The organism is Pseudomonas sp. zfem001, assembly GCF_032621725.1.
Lineage (GTDB): Bacteria > Pseudomonadota > Gammaproteobacteria > Pseudomonadales > Pseudomonadaceae > Aquipseudomonas > Aquipseudomonas sediminis.
In genome coordinates this window covers 195,585-211,320 of the sequence record NZ_JAVYJI010000004.1, presented here as the reverse complement: position 1 = coordinate 211,320, position 15,736 = coordinate 195,585, and the positions used below count along the sequence as shown (strand labels likewise).

Genomic DNA, 15,736 nt, shown 5'->3' with positions numbered 1-15,736 from the left:
GGGGATAGTCAGTGTCAGTGGAACTATGGCAGCAATGCGTCGAGCTCTTGCGCGACGAGTTGCCGGCCCAGCAATTCAACACCTGGATACGTCCTCTGCAGGTCGAAGCCGAAGGCGACGAGCTGCGTGTATATGCGCCGAATCGTTTCGTACTCGATTGGGTCAACGAAAAGTACCTGAGCCGTTTGCTCGAGCTTCTGGGTGAGCGCGCCGGCGGTCTGGTCCCTGCGCTTTCCTTATTAATAGGCAGCAAGCGTGCAGCGACTGCCCGCGTCGCGCCAACGGCCCCTTTGCCTGCCGCTGCACGTGCAGCTCAGGTTCAGGCCGCCGCTGCCGTCAGCAAGCCGGTTCCGCCGCCTGCACAGCAAGAGCCATCGCGTGCCAGCTTCGATTCCATGGGGGGCTCCGCGCCGCAACCGCCGACTCCTGCCGTGGCGCCACGCACCGAACGTACCGTACAGGTCGAGGGTGGCCTCAAGCACACCAGCTACCTCAATCGCACCTTTACCTTCGATAACTTCGTCGAGGGCAAGTCCAACCAGTTGGCGCGCGCTGCTGCCTGGCAGGTGGCGGACAACCCCAAGCATGGTTACAACCCGCTGTTCCTGTATGGCGGCGTCGGCCTGGGCAAGACTCACCTGATGCATGCTGTGGGTAATCACCTGCTGGCGAAGAACCCCAACGCCAAGGTGGTCTACCTGCACTCCGAGCGCTTCGTCGCTGACATGGTCAAGGCGTTGCAGCTCAATGCCATCAACGAATTCAAACGTTTCTACCGTTCGGTGGATGCGCTGCTGATCGATGACATCCAGTTCTTCGCCAAGAAGGAGCGCTCCCAGGAGGAGTTCTTCCACACCTTCAACGCGCTGCTTGAAGGGGGTCAGCAGGTTATTCTCACCAGCGACCGCTACCCGAAAGAGATCGAAGGCCTGGAAGAACGCCTGAAGTCGCGTTTCGGCTGGGGGCTGACGGTAGCAGTCGAGCCGCCGGAACTGGAAACCCGCGTGGCGATCCTGATGAAGAAGGCCGACCAGGCCAAGGTCGATCTGCCGCACGATGCGGCGTTCTTCATCGCTCAGCGCATTCGCTCCAACGTTCGTGAATTGGAAGGCGCGTTGAAGCGGGTGATAGCCCACTCGCACTTCATGGGCCGAGATATCACCATCGAGCTGATTCGTGAATCGCTCAAGGATCTGCTGGCCCTGCAGGACAAGCTGGTCAGCATCGACAATATTCAGCGCACCACCGCTGAGTACTACAAGATCAAGATCACCGATCTGCTATCCAAGCGTCGTTCGCGCTCGATCGCCCGACCACGTCAGGTGGCCATGGCATTGTCGAAGGAACTGACCAATCACAGCCTGCCGGAAATCGGTGTGGCCTTCGGCGGTCGTGATCACACCACGGTGTTGCACGCATGTCGTAAGATTGCTGAACTTAGGGGATCCGACGCGGACATCCGCGAGGACTATAAGAACCTGCTGCGTACCCTGACTACCTGATCAAATCAATGCAGCTCCACGAGGCAAGGGACTAGACCATGCATTTCACTATTCAACGCGAAGCCCTGTTGAAACCCCTGCAACTGGTCGCCGGTGTCGTGGAACGACGCCAGACGCTGCCGGTTCTGTCCAACGTCCTGCTGGTGGTCGAAGGCCAGCAGTTGTCGCTCACCGGTACCGACCTCGAGGTCGAACTGGTTGGCCGCGTCACGCTGGAAGACGCGGCCGAGCCGGGTGAAATCACCGTGCCGGCGCGCAAGCTGATGGACATCTGCAAGAGCCTGCCAAGCGACGCGATGATCGACATTCGTGTCGATGACCAGAAGTTGCTGGTCAAGGCCGGTCGCAGTCGCTTCACCCTGTCGACGCTGCCAGCCAACGACTTCCCTACCGTCGAGGAAGGTCCAGGTTCGCTGACCTTCAACTTGCCGCAAGCCAAGCTGCGTCGCCTGGTCGAGCGGACCAGCTTCGCCATGGCTCAGCAGGACGTACGCTACTACCTCAACGGCATGCTCCTGGAAGTTCAGAGCGGCCTGTTGCGTGCAGTCGCTACCGACGGCCACCGTCTGGCCATGTGCTCGATGGAAGCTACTATCCAGCAGGAAGGCAAGCACCAGGTCATCGTGCCGCGTAAAGGTATCCTCGAGCTGGCTCGCCTGCTGACCGAGCAAGACGCCGAAGTCGCCATCGTTCTTGGGCAGCACCACATCCGTGCCAACACCGGTGAGTTCACTTTCACTTCGAAGCTGGTGGACGGCAAATTCCCGGATTACGAGCGTGTGCTGCCGCGCGGTGGCGACAAGCTGGTGCTGGCGGATCGTCAGGGCCTGCGCGAAGCCTTCAGCCGCACCGCGATTCTGTCCAACGAGAAGTACCGCGGGATTCGCCTGACCCTGGCTTCTGGTCTGCTGAAAATTCAGGCCAACAACCCGGAGCAGGAAGAGGCCGAGGAAGAAATCGTTGTCGACTATTCGGGCAGCGGCCTGGAGATTGGTTTCAACGTCAGCTATCTGCTGGATGTGTTGGGCGTGATGGGCACCGAGCAGGTGCGCCTGATTCTTTCCGACTCCAATAGCAGTGCTCTGCTGCAGGAAGCCGATAACGACGACTCTGCCTACGTTGTCATGCCGATGCGTCTTTAATGTCCCTGAGCCGTATCACGGTCACTGCGGTGCGTAACCTGCACCCGGTGACCCTCTCTCCCTCCTCCCGCATCAATATCCTTCACGGTGCCAACGGCAGCGGCAAGACCAGCCTGCTTGAGGCGATCCACCTGCTTGGCCTCGCCCGCTCCTTCCGCAGCACACGATTGCAGCCGGTCATTCATTACGAACAACCTGCCTGTACCATTTTCGGTCAGGTGCAGTTGGCTGAAGGCGGCTCCAGTAATCTGGGTATCTCTCGCGACCGTCAGGGCGAGCTGCAGATTCGTATCGATGGGCAGAACGCACGTAGTGCTGCGCAGCTGGCTGAGCTATTGCCACTGCAGGTGATCAACCCCGACAGTTTTCGCCTGCTTGAAGGTGCACCGAAGATTCGCCGGCAGTTTCTCGATTGGGGTGTGTTCCACGTGGAACATCGCTTTCTCGGTGCCTGGCAGCGCCTGCAGAAAGCCCTGCGGCAGCGGAACTCGTGGCTGCGCCATGGTACACTTGATGGTGCTTCGCAGGCCGCGTGGGACCGCGAACTATGCAGCGCGAGTGAGGAAATCGACACCTATCGGCGTGCCTACATTCAGGCCTTGAAGCCGGTGTTCGAAAAGACACTGGCTGAGCTGCTGGAGCTGGAAGGGCTGACCCTGAGTTACTACCGAGGGTGGGACAAGGATCGTGAGCTGAGTGAAGTGCTCGCCACCTCCCTCCTCCGCGACCAGCAACTCGGGCATACCCAGGCCGGGCCGCAGAGAGCTGATTTGCGTCTTCGACTTGCGGGGCATAACGCGGCAGAAATCCTGTCGCGAGGACAACAGAAACTGGTCGTGTGCGCGTTGCGCATCGCTCAGGGTCACTTGGTCAACGAAGCCAAGCGTGGCCAATGTATCTATCTGGTGGACGACCTACCGTCGGAACTGGATGAGCAGCATCGTCAGGCACTGTGCCGGTTGCTGGAAGATTTGCGCTGCCAGGTGTTCATCACCTGTGTAGATCATGAATTGTTGAGGGAAGGCTGGCAGACGGATACGCCGGTTGCCATGTTCCACGTGGAACATGGCCGTATCACCCAGACCCAAGACCATCGGGAGTGAAGGCATGAGCGAGAACCAAACGTACGACTCCTCCAGCATCAAGGTGCTGAAAGGACTGGACGCCGTACGCAAACGTCCCGGGATGTACATCGGTGACACTGACGATGGTAGTGGTCTGCACCACATGGTGTTCGAGGTGGTCGATAACTCGATCGACGAAGCGCTGGCAGGCTATTGCAGCGAAATCACCATCACCATCCACCCGGATGAGTCGATCAGCGTGCGTGACAACGGCCGTGGTATCCCGGTCGACATGCACAAGGAAGAAGGCGTCTCGGCGGCCGAGGTCATCATGACCGTGCTGCACGCCGGCGGTAAGTTCGACGACAACAGCTACAAGGTATCCGGCGGCCTGCATGGCGTGGGTGTCTCGGTGGTCAACGCCCTCTCCAAGGAGCTGGTGCTGACCATTCGCCGTAGCGGCAAGATCTGGGAACAGACCTACGTGCATGGCGTACCACAAGCGCCTCTGGCCGCTGTCGGCGATACCGACGGTACCGGCACGCAGATCCACTTCAAACCGTCCGAAGAGACCTTCGCCAACATTCACTTCAGCTGGGACATCCTGGCCAAGCGTCTGCGTGAGCTGTCCTTCCTCAACTCCGGCGTAGGCATCCTGCTGCGTGACGAGCGCACTGGCAAGGAAGAGCTGTTCAAGTACGAGGGTGGTCTGAAAGCCTTCGTCGAGTACCTGAACACCAACAAGACCGTGGTCAACCAGGTCTTCCACTTCAACATTCAGCGCGAAGAAGACGGCGTGGGTGTCGAAGTAGCCCTGCAGTGGAACGACAGCTTCAACGAGAACCTGCTCTGTTTCACCAACAACATTCCACAGCGCGACGGTGGTACTCACCTTGCCGGCTTCCGTTCCGCCCTCACCCGCCACCTGAACAACTACATCGAGGCCGAAGGCCTGGCGAAGAAGTTCAAGGTTTCCACCACTGGTGACGATGCCCGTGAAGGCCTGACTGCGATCATCTCGGTCAAGGTGCCGGACCCGAAATTCAGCTCGCAGACCAAAGACAAACTGGTATCGAGTGAGGTGAAAACCGCAGTCGAGCAGGAGATGGGCAAGTACTTCTCCGACTTCCTGCTGGAGAACCCCAACGAAGCCAAGGCCGTGGTCGGCAAGATGATTGATGCCGCGCGTGCTCGTGAAGCGGCCCGTAAAGCGCGTGAGATGACTCGCCGTAAAGGTGCGCTGGATATCGCCGGCCTGCCCGGCAAGCTGGCCGACTGCCAGGAAAAAGATCCGGCGCTGTCCGAACTGTACATCGTGGAGGGTGACTCCGCGGGCGGTTCTGCCAAGCAGGGCCGTAACCGCAAGACCCAGGCGATCCTGCCGCTCAAGGGCAAGATCCTCAACGTCGAACGTGCACGCTTCGATCGCATGATTTCCTCGCAGGAAGTCGGCACGCTGATCACTGCGCTCGGTTGCGGTATCGGTCGTGAGGAGTACAACATCGACAAGCTGCGTTACCACAACATCATCATCATGACCGATGCTGACGTCGACGGTTCGCACATCCGTACCCTGCTGCTGACCTTCTTCTTCCGTCAGCTGCCGGAGCTGGTCGAGCGTGGCTACATCTATATCGCTCAGCCGCCGCTGTACAAGGTGAAGAAAGGCAAGCAGGAGCAGTACATCAAGGACGACGAGGCCATGGATGAATACATGACTCAGTCGGCCCTGGAAGACGCCAGCCTGCACGTCAACGAGAACGCTCCAGGTCTTTCTGGCAGCGCGTTGGAGAAACTGGTCGGCGACTACCGTGGCGTGATGAAGACCCTTGATCGCCTGTCGCGCGTCTACTCAAAGGACATCACAGAGCACTTCGTCTATCTGCCGCGTATTTCGGTGGAGCAGCTCGCGGACCAGGCCTTCATGCAGAACTGGCTGGAAGGCTTTGCGGCACGTTTGAAGACTACCGAGAAGTCTGGCCAGACCTACAGTGCCAGCCTGCGCGAAGACCACGAACGCCACCTGTGGCTGCCGGAAGTGGAAGTCAGATCCCACGGTCTTTCCAGCTACACCACCTTCAACCGCGACTTCTTCGCCAGCAACGATTACAAAACTGTCACCAGCCTGGGTGATCAGTTGAACAACCTGCTGGAAGAAGGCGCCTACGTGCAGCGTGGCGAGCGCAAGAAACCGGTCAACACCTTCAAGGAAGCGCTGGACTGGCTGATGGCCGAAAGCACCAAGCGCCACAGCATCCAGCGATACAAAGGTCTCGGTGAGATGAACCCGGATCAGCTGTGGGAAACCACCATGGACCCGGAAGTTCGCCGCATGCTCAAGGTGACCATCGAGGACGCCATCGCCGCCGACCAGATCTTCAACACCCTGATGGGCGACGCTGTGGAGCCGCGCCGCGACTTCATCGAGTCCAATGCGTTGGCGGTGTCGAATCTGGACTTCTGAAGACCTGTCGACGGGCAGGTTAATTGGCATGATTTTACGAGTTATTGTCATGACAATTTCTGTCACTACCCCGGCCTAGCGCCGGGGTTTTTCTTTGTGGATCAGGGCATTAGCGATTGGCGAAGAACCCGCCACTGGTAGCTTCTGTAGTGAGGCTACAGAAAAGCGCCGGAAATCTCGTTCTGGAGGGCCTGAATCCTGGGCGAAATACTGAGGGCAGGACGGAGTAGGTCAAGTTGCGTCAATTCAAACCGCATCACCCATCAGCCTAGGAAACCACCTTTGATGGGCAGCACGATGCGATACGCTTGCGGCTTCTTCAACGCTAATCGCATGCTAAGCCACATGGCCACTCGGCCCAGATGAGATACGTGAAGTCCTGAAGTGATTCAGACGGAGAATTCTGACCACATGCAGCAGCAGAACATACCCATCGGCACCCTGGTAGATATGTACAAACGTGGCGAGCTACGTCTACCCGAGATTCAGCGCCACTATGTCTGGCGCGCGACGCGAGTGCGAGATCTGTTTGACTCGCTGTATCGGGGTTACCCCAGTGGTTCCATCCTGATGTGGGAGACCGATGAGCCGGTTCCCACTCGTGAATTCGCTATTACTCAGGATACGAATGCCTTCGCTGGGCGAAAGCTGCTGCTCGATGGTCAGCAGCGTCTTACCTCTCTGACAGCGGTACTTAATGGTGATGCGGTGCAGGTGCGGGGACGGAAGCGTCCCATCGACATCCTGTTCAATCTGGAGCATCCAGACGGCCCGCCGAGCTACGACACCGAGGTGACCAGCGATGAGGATTCACCGGTTGCCGCCGAGGATGAACTGAGCGACGACGCCGATGATGGTGACGACAGCGAGCAGGGCATCCTGGAAAAGATGAACCGCCGCACCTTCGTGGTGGCGAGCAAGAATCTGGCCTCACAGCCACAGTGGATCTCGGTGAGCGCTGTTTTCGGTACGGCCAATGATGCAGAAATTCTGGAGAAAGCCGGGATCGAGTCATTCAAAGATCCGCGTTACCAAAAGTATTCCGACCGCCTGAAGAAGCTGCGTGCCATCAAGGACTACCAGTATGTGGTGCACGTGCTGGAGCGCAGCATGAGCTACGAGGAAGTCACCGAGATCTTCGTGCGGGTGAACTCACTGGGGGCCAAGTTGAAGTCCTCTGACCTGGCGCTTGCGCAAATGTCTTCGCGCTGGCCCAATCTGCTCAAGGAGCTTGAGGTCTTCCAGGAGGAATGCGAGCAGAGCTGGTTCACCATCGAGCTTGGTCAGCTGGTGCGCGCCATCGTGGTGTTCGCCACCCAGCAGTGTCTATTCCGCAGCGTGGCCAGTACTCCGGTGGACAAGCTCAAGGAAGGTTGGAAGCAGGCCCAAGAGGGGCTGCGCTTTGCCATCAACTTCCTCCGCACTAATGCCGGCATCGAGGACGAGTCGCTGCTCTCCTCGCCCATGTTCATCCATGCCCTGGCCGCAGTTAGCCGCATCAAGGACAACAAGCTGACCGCTGAGGAGCAGAACAGCCTGCTCCACTGGTTGCTGGTCGCCAATGCGCGAGGACGCTATTCGCGTGGCTCAACCGAAACTCTGCTCAACGAAGACCTGGCGATCCTGTTCAGAACGGGTGATATCGCCGCGCTCATGGAGCCGGTGAAGCGCCAGTTCGGTCGTTTGCACATCGAATCGAGTGATCTGGCTGGTCGGGGCGTCAACAGTCCCCTGTTCTCACTTGCCTACTTGGCCTTGAAGGCTGCGGGAGCCAAGGACTGGTACAGCGGGCTGGGGCTATCGCTTACCCACCAAGGCAAGCTGCATTTCATCCAGTGGCATCACATCATTCCCAAGTCGCTACTCAAGGCGATGAGCTATGAAACCGGCGAGATCAACGAGATCGCCAATATGGCTTTCATAACTGGGCAGACCAACCGCCGCATCAGCAACAAGGAAGCGACCAATTACCTAGTCGATATCATCGACAAGCAGGGTGAAGAGGCATTGGCCAGTCAGTGCGTTCCCACCGACCCTGCACTTTGGGCCACGGAAAGGTATCGCGAATTTTTGCACCATCGGCGTGAGGCACTTGCACTGAGAATGAATGAGCACATAACGGAAAAAGCCAAACTATGAATAAGCTCGTGCTCCCAAGCTCCCGCAGTGAGGAGCTGTAAAACCCGGGGACGCCTCGCAATATCGGCAATCAGAACAGCTTCGCCCATTCGGCCAAAGTTAGAGCGTTAGGCCAAAGTTAATTGCCTGCTGCCCTCCTCCTGGAAACCCCGGTTGACTGAAAGGTCTGCCGGGGTTTTGTCGTTCAGGGGGAATTGATTTTTCGGGCTTCAAGTGGCGTCGACTTGTAGAATCGAGCCCACATTTTTTGATGCGCGCCTAGGCGGCATGGCAGCAATCGCCAGGTGCTGGGCTTCGTGCTTTGTATAGGGATTGATTTACCCATGGCTGACAAGCTGTCACTCGAAACGCTGGAGTCCTGGCTCTGGGAGTCCGCCAACATTCTGCGTGGCTCCATCGACTCCTCTGACTTCAAGAACTACATTTTCGGCCTGCTCTTCCTCAAACGTTACAACGATGTGTTCGAAGAGCGCATTGCCAAGCTGATGAAGGACGAAGGCCTGACCTTTGGCGAGGCTCAGGATGAGATAGAGGACAAATGGGGAACATTCCCGATTAGTGCCCGTTGGTTCGATCTGATCTCGCGCACCGAGAATATCGGTGAGGCCCTGGACAAGGCGTTCGCGACCATAGAGGCCAACAACCCTGAGCTGCAACACGTGCTCACGGCTACACAGTACGGTGACAAACGAGTGCTGGCGGATGTGACCTTGCAGCGTCTTTTGCGCCACTTTAACCAGTACAAGCTGGGCAATGACGATCTGTACAAGGCCGACATGCTGGGCGATGCCTATGAGTATCTGATCAAGCAGTTTGCCGACGACGCCGGTAAAAAAGGTGGCGAGTTCTATACGCCCAAAGCTGTGGTGCAATTGGTAGTTGAGCTGATCGATCCGCAACCCGGTCACAGCGTGTATGACCCGACCTGTGGTAGCGGTGGCATGCTGGTAGAGAGCGCCCATCATGTAGCCGCTTTGCCCAATGGCACTCTGATGGGTAAGCCAAATGTTTTGCTGTATGGGCAGGAAAAGAACCTGGGCACTTGGGCCATCGCCAAGCTCAATCTATACCTGCACAACATGCATGCCGAGATTGAACGCGGCGATACGCTTGTTGAGCCCAAGCACCTCGACGGCGATTACCTGAAGACCTTTGACCGTGTGATTGCCAACCCACCGTTTTCAGCCAAGTCCTGGTGGGCTCCGTTGGAGTTGAGCAACGAAAACGAGCAGGAGAACGGTAAGAAAACCAAAGCCCCCAACTACAAGCAGGTAAGCGACCCTTATGGGCGGCTTGTTTATGGCATCCCGCCACGCGGTTATGCCGACCTGGCTTTCGCTCAACATATGTTGGCCAGCCTCAAGGCCGATGGTCGTATGGGGATTATCCTGCCCCACGGGGTTCTGTTCCGCAGCGGTGAAGAAGGCAAGATTCGCGAGGGAATGCTATTCGGCACAGACGCAGCCAATGGCAGCCAGCCGGGTGATCTGATTGAAGCCATCGTCGGCCTGCCCTCTGCACTTTTCTACAACACAGGCATCCCGGCTTGCGTGCTGATCCTTAACAAACAGAAACCTGCTGCTCTCAAGGACAAGGTCATCATCATCGATGCCAGCCGCGACTACCTCGAAGGTAAGGCGCAAAACAGCCTGAGCACTGAGCACATTACCCGCATCGTCAGCACCCACAAGGCGGCATTTGAGCAGCAAGCCGAGGTCGAGAACTATTGCCGGTTGGTGACGCTAGATGAAATCCGCAGCAACGACGGCAATCTCAATATTGCCCGCTATATCGACAATGGAGAGACCGAAGAAACTGTCGATGTGGCCGCGACCTTAGAGCAACTGTCCACTCTGGCCGAAGAAGAAGTATCGATTGACATGCGGCTGAATGGTTATTTAGCGGAGTTAGGGTTGCTGGAGGCTGAATTATGAGTTTGGTGGGGAGGTCGGAGTATATAGAAACCAAGGTTGGCTGGATTCCTGATACTTGGTTTGTCTGTTCCCTTGAAAAAATTTCTACTGACACCATTACATATGGTGTTGTGCAGCCCGGCCCGGAAGATGAAAACGGTGTACCTCTGGTACGTGGTGGCGATATCAAGGACGGACGAATAAGCAACACTCTCCGCACAATTTCCAGCGCGGTGTCCAAACAGTTTTCACGTACTGTTTTGCGCGGAGGCGAGTTACTTGTCTCCTTGGTTGGGTATCCTGGCGAGACAGCAATTGTTAGTAAGGAATTAATTGGAGCAAATATTGCCCGGCAAGTTGGTCTGATAAGGCTTGGTGAGGCCGTTAGCTCCCGGTTTGTGCAACAGTACCTTTCATCTCCCATCGGCAAAAAGATACTCCTTGGTGGAATGATTGGTTCAGCACAGCAAGTTATCAACCTGAATGCATTACGCGAGGTCGATGTACCTTTACCCCCTCTACCCGAACAACGAAAAATCGCTGCGATCCTCACTGCCGTGGACGACAAGTTGGACGTGATAGCCCGCCAGATTGACGCCACCCAGACTCTCAAGCAGGGTCTGATGCAAACGCTTTTCAGCCGGGGTGTGGGTACCCAAGATGCTACTGGCCGTTGGTCACCGCATACCGAGTTTAAGGACAGTGAGCTGGGGACGATTCCTTCGCTATGGTCTATAAAGGAAATTGGTGAAGCCTTAAGTGTTGTGGAACGCCCGATCAAAATGGAAGACGATCAGCTTTACCGGAGAGTGACGGTGAAGCGGCGTTATGGTGGGGTCGAGCTTAGGGATGAGTTACATGGAGCAAATATCAAGGTCAAGAACCAGTTTCTTCTTGAAGCAGGAGACTTCCTTATCTCAGAGCGTCAGATTGTCCATGGCGCGTGTGGAATTGTTCCCGAGCACCTTGCGGGCGCATTGGTTTCAAACGAGTATCTTGTGCTTCAAGCAAAAGAAGGCTTTGACGTAACCCATTTCAACTATCTGGTTCAGTTACTGAAATATGCAAAGCTGTTTCTTGTTTGTAGTCAGGGTGTGGACATCGAGAAGTTTCTCTTCAAACCCAAGGACTGGCTGAAAAAGCGGATTCCTGTACCTCCGCTCGCGGAGCAGCAACGAATCGCAGAGATATTGGGAGCCAGCGAAAAGAAAACTAATGCCCTGCAAAGGAAGCAGTCTGAGTATCAAAACCTCAAGCGTGGCCTGATGCAAAAACTGCTAACCGGCGAATGGCGGGTCAAGCTCGATAGCCCTAGTGGCATAGCCTGAGCATTTCTTCATGGACGAAATCATCCCCCTGCCCTCGGATCCTGTGCCTGACCTTCAGCGCACCGTGCAGCGCAAGCTCGGGCGCTGCATGTTGCAGTTGCAGCAGTATGAGCGGTTGCTGAAGGCTATGGTGGCCCATAGCGAGTTGAGTGGCCCTCCGGAAAGACTTCAGGCGATTCGCGACGAGAAGGTTGCCTGTGCCCATAAGAAAACCTTGGGCACCTTGGTGGGGATGCTGACCGAAAGCTATCTCAAGCTGCCGGACTTAGCTGATGAACCAGAGCAGGCTGAGCCTATTGATCAGATATGGGTCAGCTTTCGATGCCAGATGGAGTTACCCGAGGAGCGCTACGCCGAAACCAAGGCTGCGCTCAAGGAGCTGGTCGACCTGCGTAATGAGTTGGTGCACCACTTTCTTCACCGCTTCGACCTTTGGAGCGTCGATGGCTGTATAGCCGCCGAGGCATACCTTGATGAAAGTTACGAAACCATCGACGGCCATTACCTGACACTGCGCGACTGGGCCAAATCCATGGATGAGGCTCGACAGCTCATGGTGTCCTTTATGCAGACCCCGGAGTACAGGGATTTCGTTATCAACGGTATTGGGCCGGATGGCACCGTACACTGGGCTAGCAGCGGTATAACCAATTGCTTACGTGAAGCGGAAACCAAGCTGGCTCAGGCTGGGTGGACACCCCTTTTCGAAGCCATTCATTGGATTGCCAAGACCTACCCCGAGCAGACGCCCAAGCGCTATGGCTGCGGAAGCTGGCGTCATGTTATCCATGCGTCGCAGCAGTTTGAAATTCGTAAGCAAAGCCAAGCCGATAATGGCCCTACGGTGGTTTGGTATCGCAGTCGCCCGAGGGAAACCTCCAAGGAACAGGAGTAAGTAATGAGCCAGTCACCGGAGAAGGTCGGGGTCGAACTGCCCGCTATCAACTGGCTGATCAAGTTAGGCTACACCCATCTGCCTGGTAGCCAGGTACAGGTCGAGCATCGTCACCTGGCTCCGGTACTGGATGATGTGTTGCAGGCTCGGCTGCTCATCCTCAACCCATGGCTGGCGAGCGCCCCCGGTGGTATCAGCGCGGCGTTGATCGAGCTACGCAAGCGCGTCAATGATGAGCTGTTACCTGCCAACAAGGCGTTCTGGGAACAGGTGGTGCACCGTTCGAATATCCAGGTGAAGGATGTCGAGGGTAAGCCACGCAGCGTGCGTTTCTTTGATGCCAGTGATGCCAGCAACAACGACTTCCATGTGGTTGATCAGTACGTGGGGCGCAATGCGGATGGGGATGTTTTCCGCCCTGACCTGCTGTTGTTTGTGAATGGCTTGCCGCTGGCCATCATCGAATGCAAAGCCAGCCATCACCGCCTGGACGAAGCCTTGGGCCAGTTGGATGGCTATCAAAGCACCTTCCCTACCCAATTTGTATTCAACCAGGTCTGTGTTGGGTTGAATCGGCGTGAAGGGTTGTATGGTGCGATCCTGACCAAACCTGCCTATTACGCCCGATATCGGTTGCAGGCACAGGAGACTGCTGCTGTTACTGCCCTTTTAGGCGAGACGCCCAGTGAGCAGGACAGCCTGCTGTGGGCATTGTTTGAGCCGAGCCGCTTCCTGCAACTGATCACCCATTTTGTACTGTTCGAAACCCGCGACGGCAAGACCGTGAAGAAGCTGCCGCGCTACCAGCAATGGCGGGCCGTTCGCAAAACGGTAGACCGGCTGTGCGCGCCGAAACCCATGGGAGGTGTTGTTTGGCATACCCAGGGTAGCGGCAAGTCACTGACCATGGCCCTGCTCGCGCGGATGCTGCGTGCCGATAGCACGGGTTTGAACAATCCTACTGTGCTGGTACTGACCGACCGTAAAGACCTCGACAAACAGATTTTAGATACCTTCCATGCAGTAGGTATCACGGCAGCTCAGGCTGTGTCGGTTGATGGGTTGTTGAAGATGTTGTCCAACGACTACGGCAGCGTGTTTACCAGCACGGTGCAGAAGTTCCAGGAGAACGATCAGCCCTCTGATCAGGCTGCCGAGACGCCTGACGAAGAAGATGATGCCCTACAAGCGATCCGCCACCGGCGGATTCGTGAGGAAAAGGACTTCTTCATCGTGCATGAGCGCAATGTCCGCCACCTGGCGGTGGATGAGAACGGTGCTCCGGTAAAGGCCCAGTGGGAAGAGATCAACCGGGAGAAGGTGCACTTCCGAGTGCTGAGCACCAAGCCCAACTTCTATGTGCTGGTCGATGAAGCTCACCGTAGTCAGTACGACTTTCTCGCTGCCTTTATGCGCGCCAGCTTGCCTAACGCCAAATTCATCGCCTTCACCGGTACGCCGCTGCTGCAAGAGGACAAACACACGCTGGGCGAGTTTGGTGGTGGCGAGTACATCGACGAATACCGCCTGCATGAGGCAGTGGTGGATGGCGCAACACTACCGATCAAATACCTGGATGCCTGGGTAGGGTTGTCAGCCAATGCTAAGTTGGATGCCGCGTTCAAAGAGCAGTTTGCCGACCAGAGTGAGGTTCGCCAGCACGAGTTGAAGCGTGAACTGCTGCGCCGTTGGCGCCAGGCCGGTGATCGTATGGAGCAGGTCGCCGAGCATCTGGTCGAGCACTTCCTCAGTAACGTAAAAGCCAAGGGCTTGAAGGCCATGCTGGTGTGCGATGGTCGCGACATGGCGGTGCGCTACAAGGATCTGCTCGATGCGATCATGGTCGAACGGGCGAACAAAGGGCTGCCCACTTTTGACAGCAAGGTGGTGATATCCCTAGCCAGCATCACCTCTTCCCGTACGGGCGCTTCCGCCATGGAAGAGGCAGCAGAGTATGAAGTAGAGGCCGACAAGATTCGCAGCATCGAGGAGCGGATCAAGGCCGAGTTGAAAGCCGGAAAGACCCCAGTGGCTATGCCGTCCGAGCAGATTGGCAATTTTGTCAGCAAGCTGTTTCCCCTGCCCTACGGGGAAGAAAGCAAGGGGCTTGATGGTAAGCCGCAGGCGAACAATGTCGGGCTGATCATCGTTTCTGACATGCTGCTGACAGGCTGGGATGCCCCGATTGTCGGCACCATGTACCTCGACAAGCCGTTAAAAGAACACACCCTGTTGCAGGCTATCGCACGGGTGAACCGCACCCTGCCTGGCAAGAATGCTGGCTACATCGTGGACTACTACGGGGTAGTCGATCACCTTGATCACGCCCTGAAAATATATGGTGGCGAGGTGAAGCCTTCGCAGGTCTGGGAAGGTGTTGAAACGGAACTGCCTAAGCTGCAAGCCACGCTCGACCGCATCCTCAAGTTGCTGCCTAAAAAGCATGACCCGGTGGCGCAGCGCGAGGCCTACAAAGACGATGCCGAGCGCTTCCTCGATCCTGCCAACCGGTTGGACATGGTCGAAGAATTCCTCGACCTGGTGAAGCAGTTCAACCGCTCAGTGGACATCATCCTGCCGGATGTCCGTGGTGTTCCTTTCAAGCCCTACTTCACCCTGCTGGGTGAGATTCGCCTGATGCTGCGGGACAAACTGCCGGGTAATACCTACAAGGAGCGCATCACCAAGCTGGAGTCTGCACTGCTGCAACAGCTGCTGGATGAGTACATCGCGGCCAGCCCGGCCAAGAGCCTGCTGGGTCATGAGGTGTCGATTCTGGATGCCAGCGATATGGAGCGTTTGAAGAAACTGGCCAGCCCCGGTAGCCGCGCCCTGGTGATGAAAAACCAGCTCAAGCAAACCATCGTCACCGGCAAGGACAAGGATCCAGCATTCTTCGACAAGATCGCCGAGGAGCTGGAAAAGCTGCTAGAAGAGGAAAAGGCGGGGCGCATTACCCAGGCCAAGTTCTTGGAGCAACTGGAGCTTTTCAGCCAGCGTATTCAGGACAAGGACAACACCGGTTTTCATAAGCCAGCGCACTCAGCCGTTTACCACTACCTTGCCGCCCAACTGGCTGAGGACACGGCAAGAGTGGCAACCACCAAGCTGTTCGAAGATGAAATGCTAAACCGTGCGCTGGCGACTGAAAACTGGAAGAAAATGCCGGATACGCACCCTGATTTTAGAGACCACCTGCGCGGAGTCTTGATGCCCCTGGCAGGCTGGGAGCGTTCAGTGGCGCGTGATCACGCGAAGCGAATCTTCGATATCTTGCTGAAAAACTAAA

At 56.7% G+C, this 15,736-nt stretch carries 9 protein-coding genes; all 9 read left to right on the top strand.

Going from position 1 to position 15,736, the window contains the following annotated elements; translation table 11 throughout:
* Window positions 1-11 precede the first annotated feature (11 nt).
* The 9 genes from dnaA (at window position 12) to RTH74_RS15280 (ending at window position 15,735) form a co-directional block, all read left to right on the top strand.
* A complete protein-coding gene (gene dnaA / locus RTH74_RS15320) occupies window positions 12-1,502 on the top strand; it encodes a chromosomal replication initiator protein DnaA (protein WP_106734038.1) in 1,491 nt (496 codons plus the stop codon).
* A 38-nt stretch (window positions 1,503-1,540) separates the two neighbouring features.
* On the top strand, window positions 1,541-2,644 hold the full coding sequence (gene dnaN, locus RTH74_RS15315; RefSeq protein WP_125881409.1) for a DNA polymerase III subunit beta: 1,104 nt from the start codon (window positions 1,541-1,543) through the stop codon (window positions 2,642-2,644).
* Entirely contained in the window at window positions 2,644-3,747 is a 1,104-nt protein-coding gene (gene recF, locus RTH74_RS15310; protein ID WP_125834193.1) for a DNA replication/repair protein RecF, read from the top strand. The genes dnaN and recF overlap by 1 nt, the downstream gene beginning before the upstream one ends.
* Before the next feature lie 4 nt (window positions 3,748-3,751).
* Complete coding sequence (gyrB, locus tag RTH74_RS15305; RefSeq protein ID WP_316915223.1) at window positions 3,752-6,172, top strand: DNA topoisomerase (ATP-hydrolyzing) subunit B; 2,421 nt, start codon at window positions 3,752-3,754, stop codon at window positions 6,170-6,172.
* Window positions 6,173-6,583: 411 nt separating this feature from the next.
* Entirely contained in the window at window positions 6,584-8,311 is a 1,728-nt protein-coding gene (locus tag RTH74_RS15300) for a GmrSD restriction endonuclease domain-containing protein (RefSeq protein ID WP_316915222.1), read from the top strand.
* A 323-nt stretch (window positions 8,312-8,634) separates the two neighbouring features.
* A complete protein-coding gene (locus RTH74_RS15295) occupies window positions 8,635-10,245 on the top strand; it encodes a class I SAM-dependent DNA methyltransferase (RefSeq protein WP_316915221.1) in 1,611 nt (536 codons plus the stop codon).
* The gene (locus tag RTH74_RS15290; RefSeq protein ID WP_316915220.1) at window positions 10,242-11,552 is read left to right on the top strand and encodes a restriction endonuclease subunit S; all 1,311 of its coding nucleotides are present in this window, start codon (window positions 10,242-10,244) and stop codon (window positions 11,550-11,552) included. The genes RTH74_RS15295 and RTH74_RS15290 overlap by 4 nt, the downstream gene beginning before the upstream one ends.
* Window positions 11,553-11,562: 10 nt before the next feature.
* Entirely contained in the window at window positions 11,563-12,447 is an 885-nt protein-coding gene (locus tag RTH74_RS15285) for an OST-HTH/LOTUS domain-containing protein (protein ID WP_316915219.1), read from the top strand.
* 3 nt (window positions 12,448-12,450) lie between these two features.
* Window positions 12,451-15,735, top strand: coding sequence for a type I restriction endonuclease (locus tag RTH74_RS15280; protein ID WP_316915218.1), 3,285 nt, complete (start codon window positions 12,451-12,453; stop codon window positions 15,733-15,735).
* The last annotated feature ends 1 nt before the right edge of the window (window position 15,736 follow it).

Coding starts and splice junctions, on each gene's coding strand:
- dnaN (WP_125881409.1), top strand. CDS start 1,541: ATGCATTTCACTATTCAACGCGAAGCCCTGTTGAAACCCCTGCAACTG.
- RTH74_RS15295 (WP_316915221.1), top strand. CDS start 8,635: ATGGCTGACAAGCTGTCACTCGAAACGCTGGAGTCCTGGCTCTGGGAG.
- gyrB (WP_316915223.1), top strand. CDS start 3,752: ATGAGCGAGAACCAAACGTACGACTCCTCCAGCATCAAGGTGCTGAAA.
- recF (WP_125834193.1), top strand. CDS start 2,644: ATGTCCCTGAGCCGTATCACGGTCACTGCGGTGCGTAACCTGCACCCG.
- RTH74_RS15280 (WP_316915218.1), top strand. CDS start 12,451: ATGAGCCAGTCACCGGAGAAGGTCGGGGTCGAACTGCCCGCTATCAAC.
- RTH74_RS15290 (WP_316915220.1), top strand. CDS start 10,242: ATGAGTTTGGTGGGGAGGTCGGAGTATATAGAAACCAAGGTTGGCTGG.
- RTH74_RS15300 (WP_316915222.1), top strand. CDS start 6,584: ATGCAGCAGCAGAACATACCCATCGGCACCCTGGTAGATATGTACAAA.
- RTH74_RS15285 (WP_316915219.1), top strand. CDS start 11,563: ATGGACGAAATCATCCCCCTGCCCTCGGATCCTGTGCCTGACCTTCAG.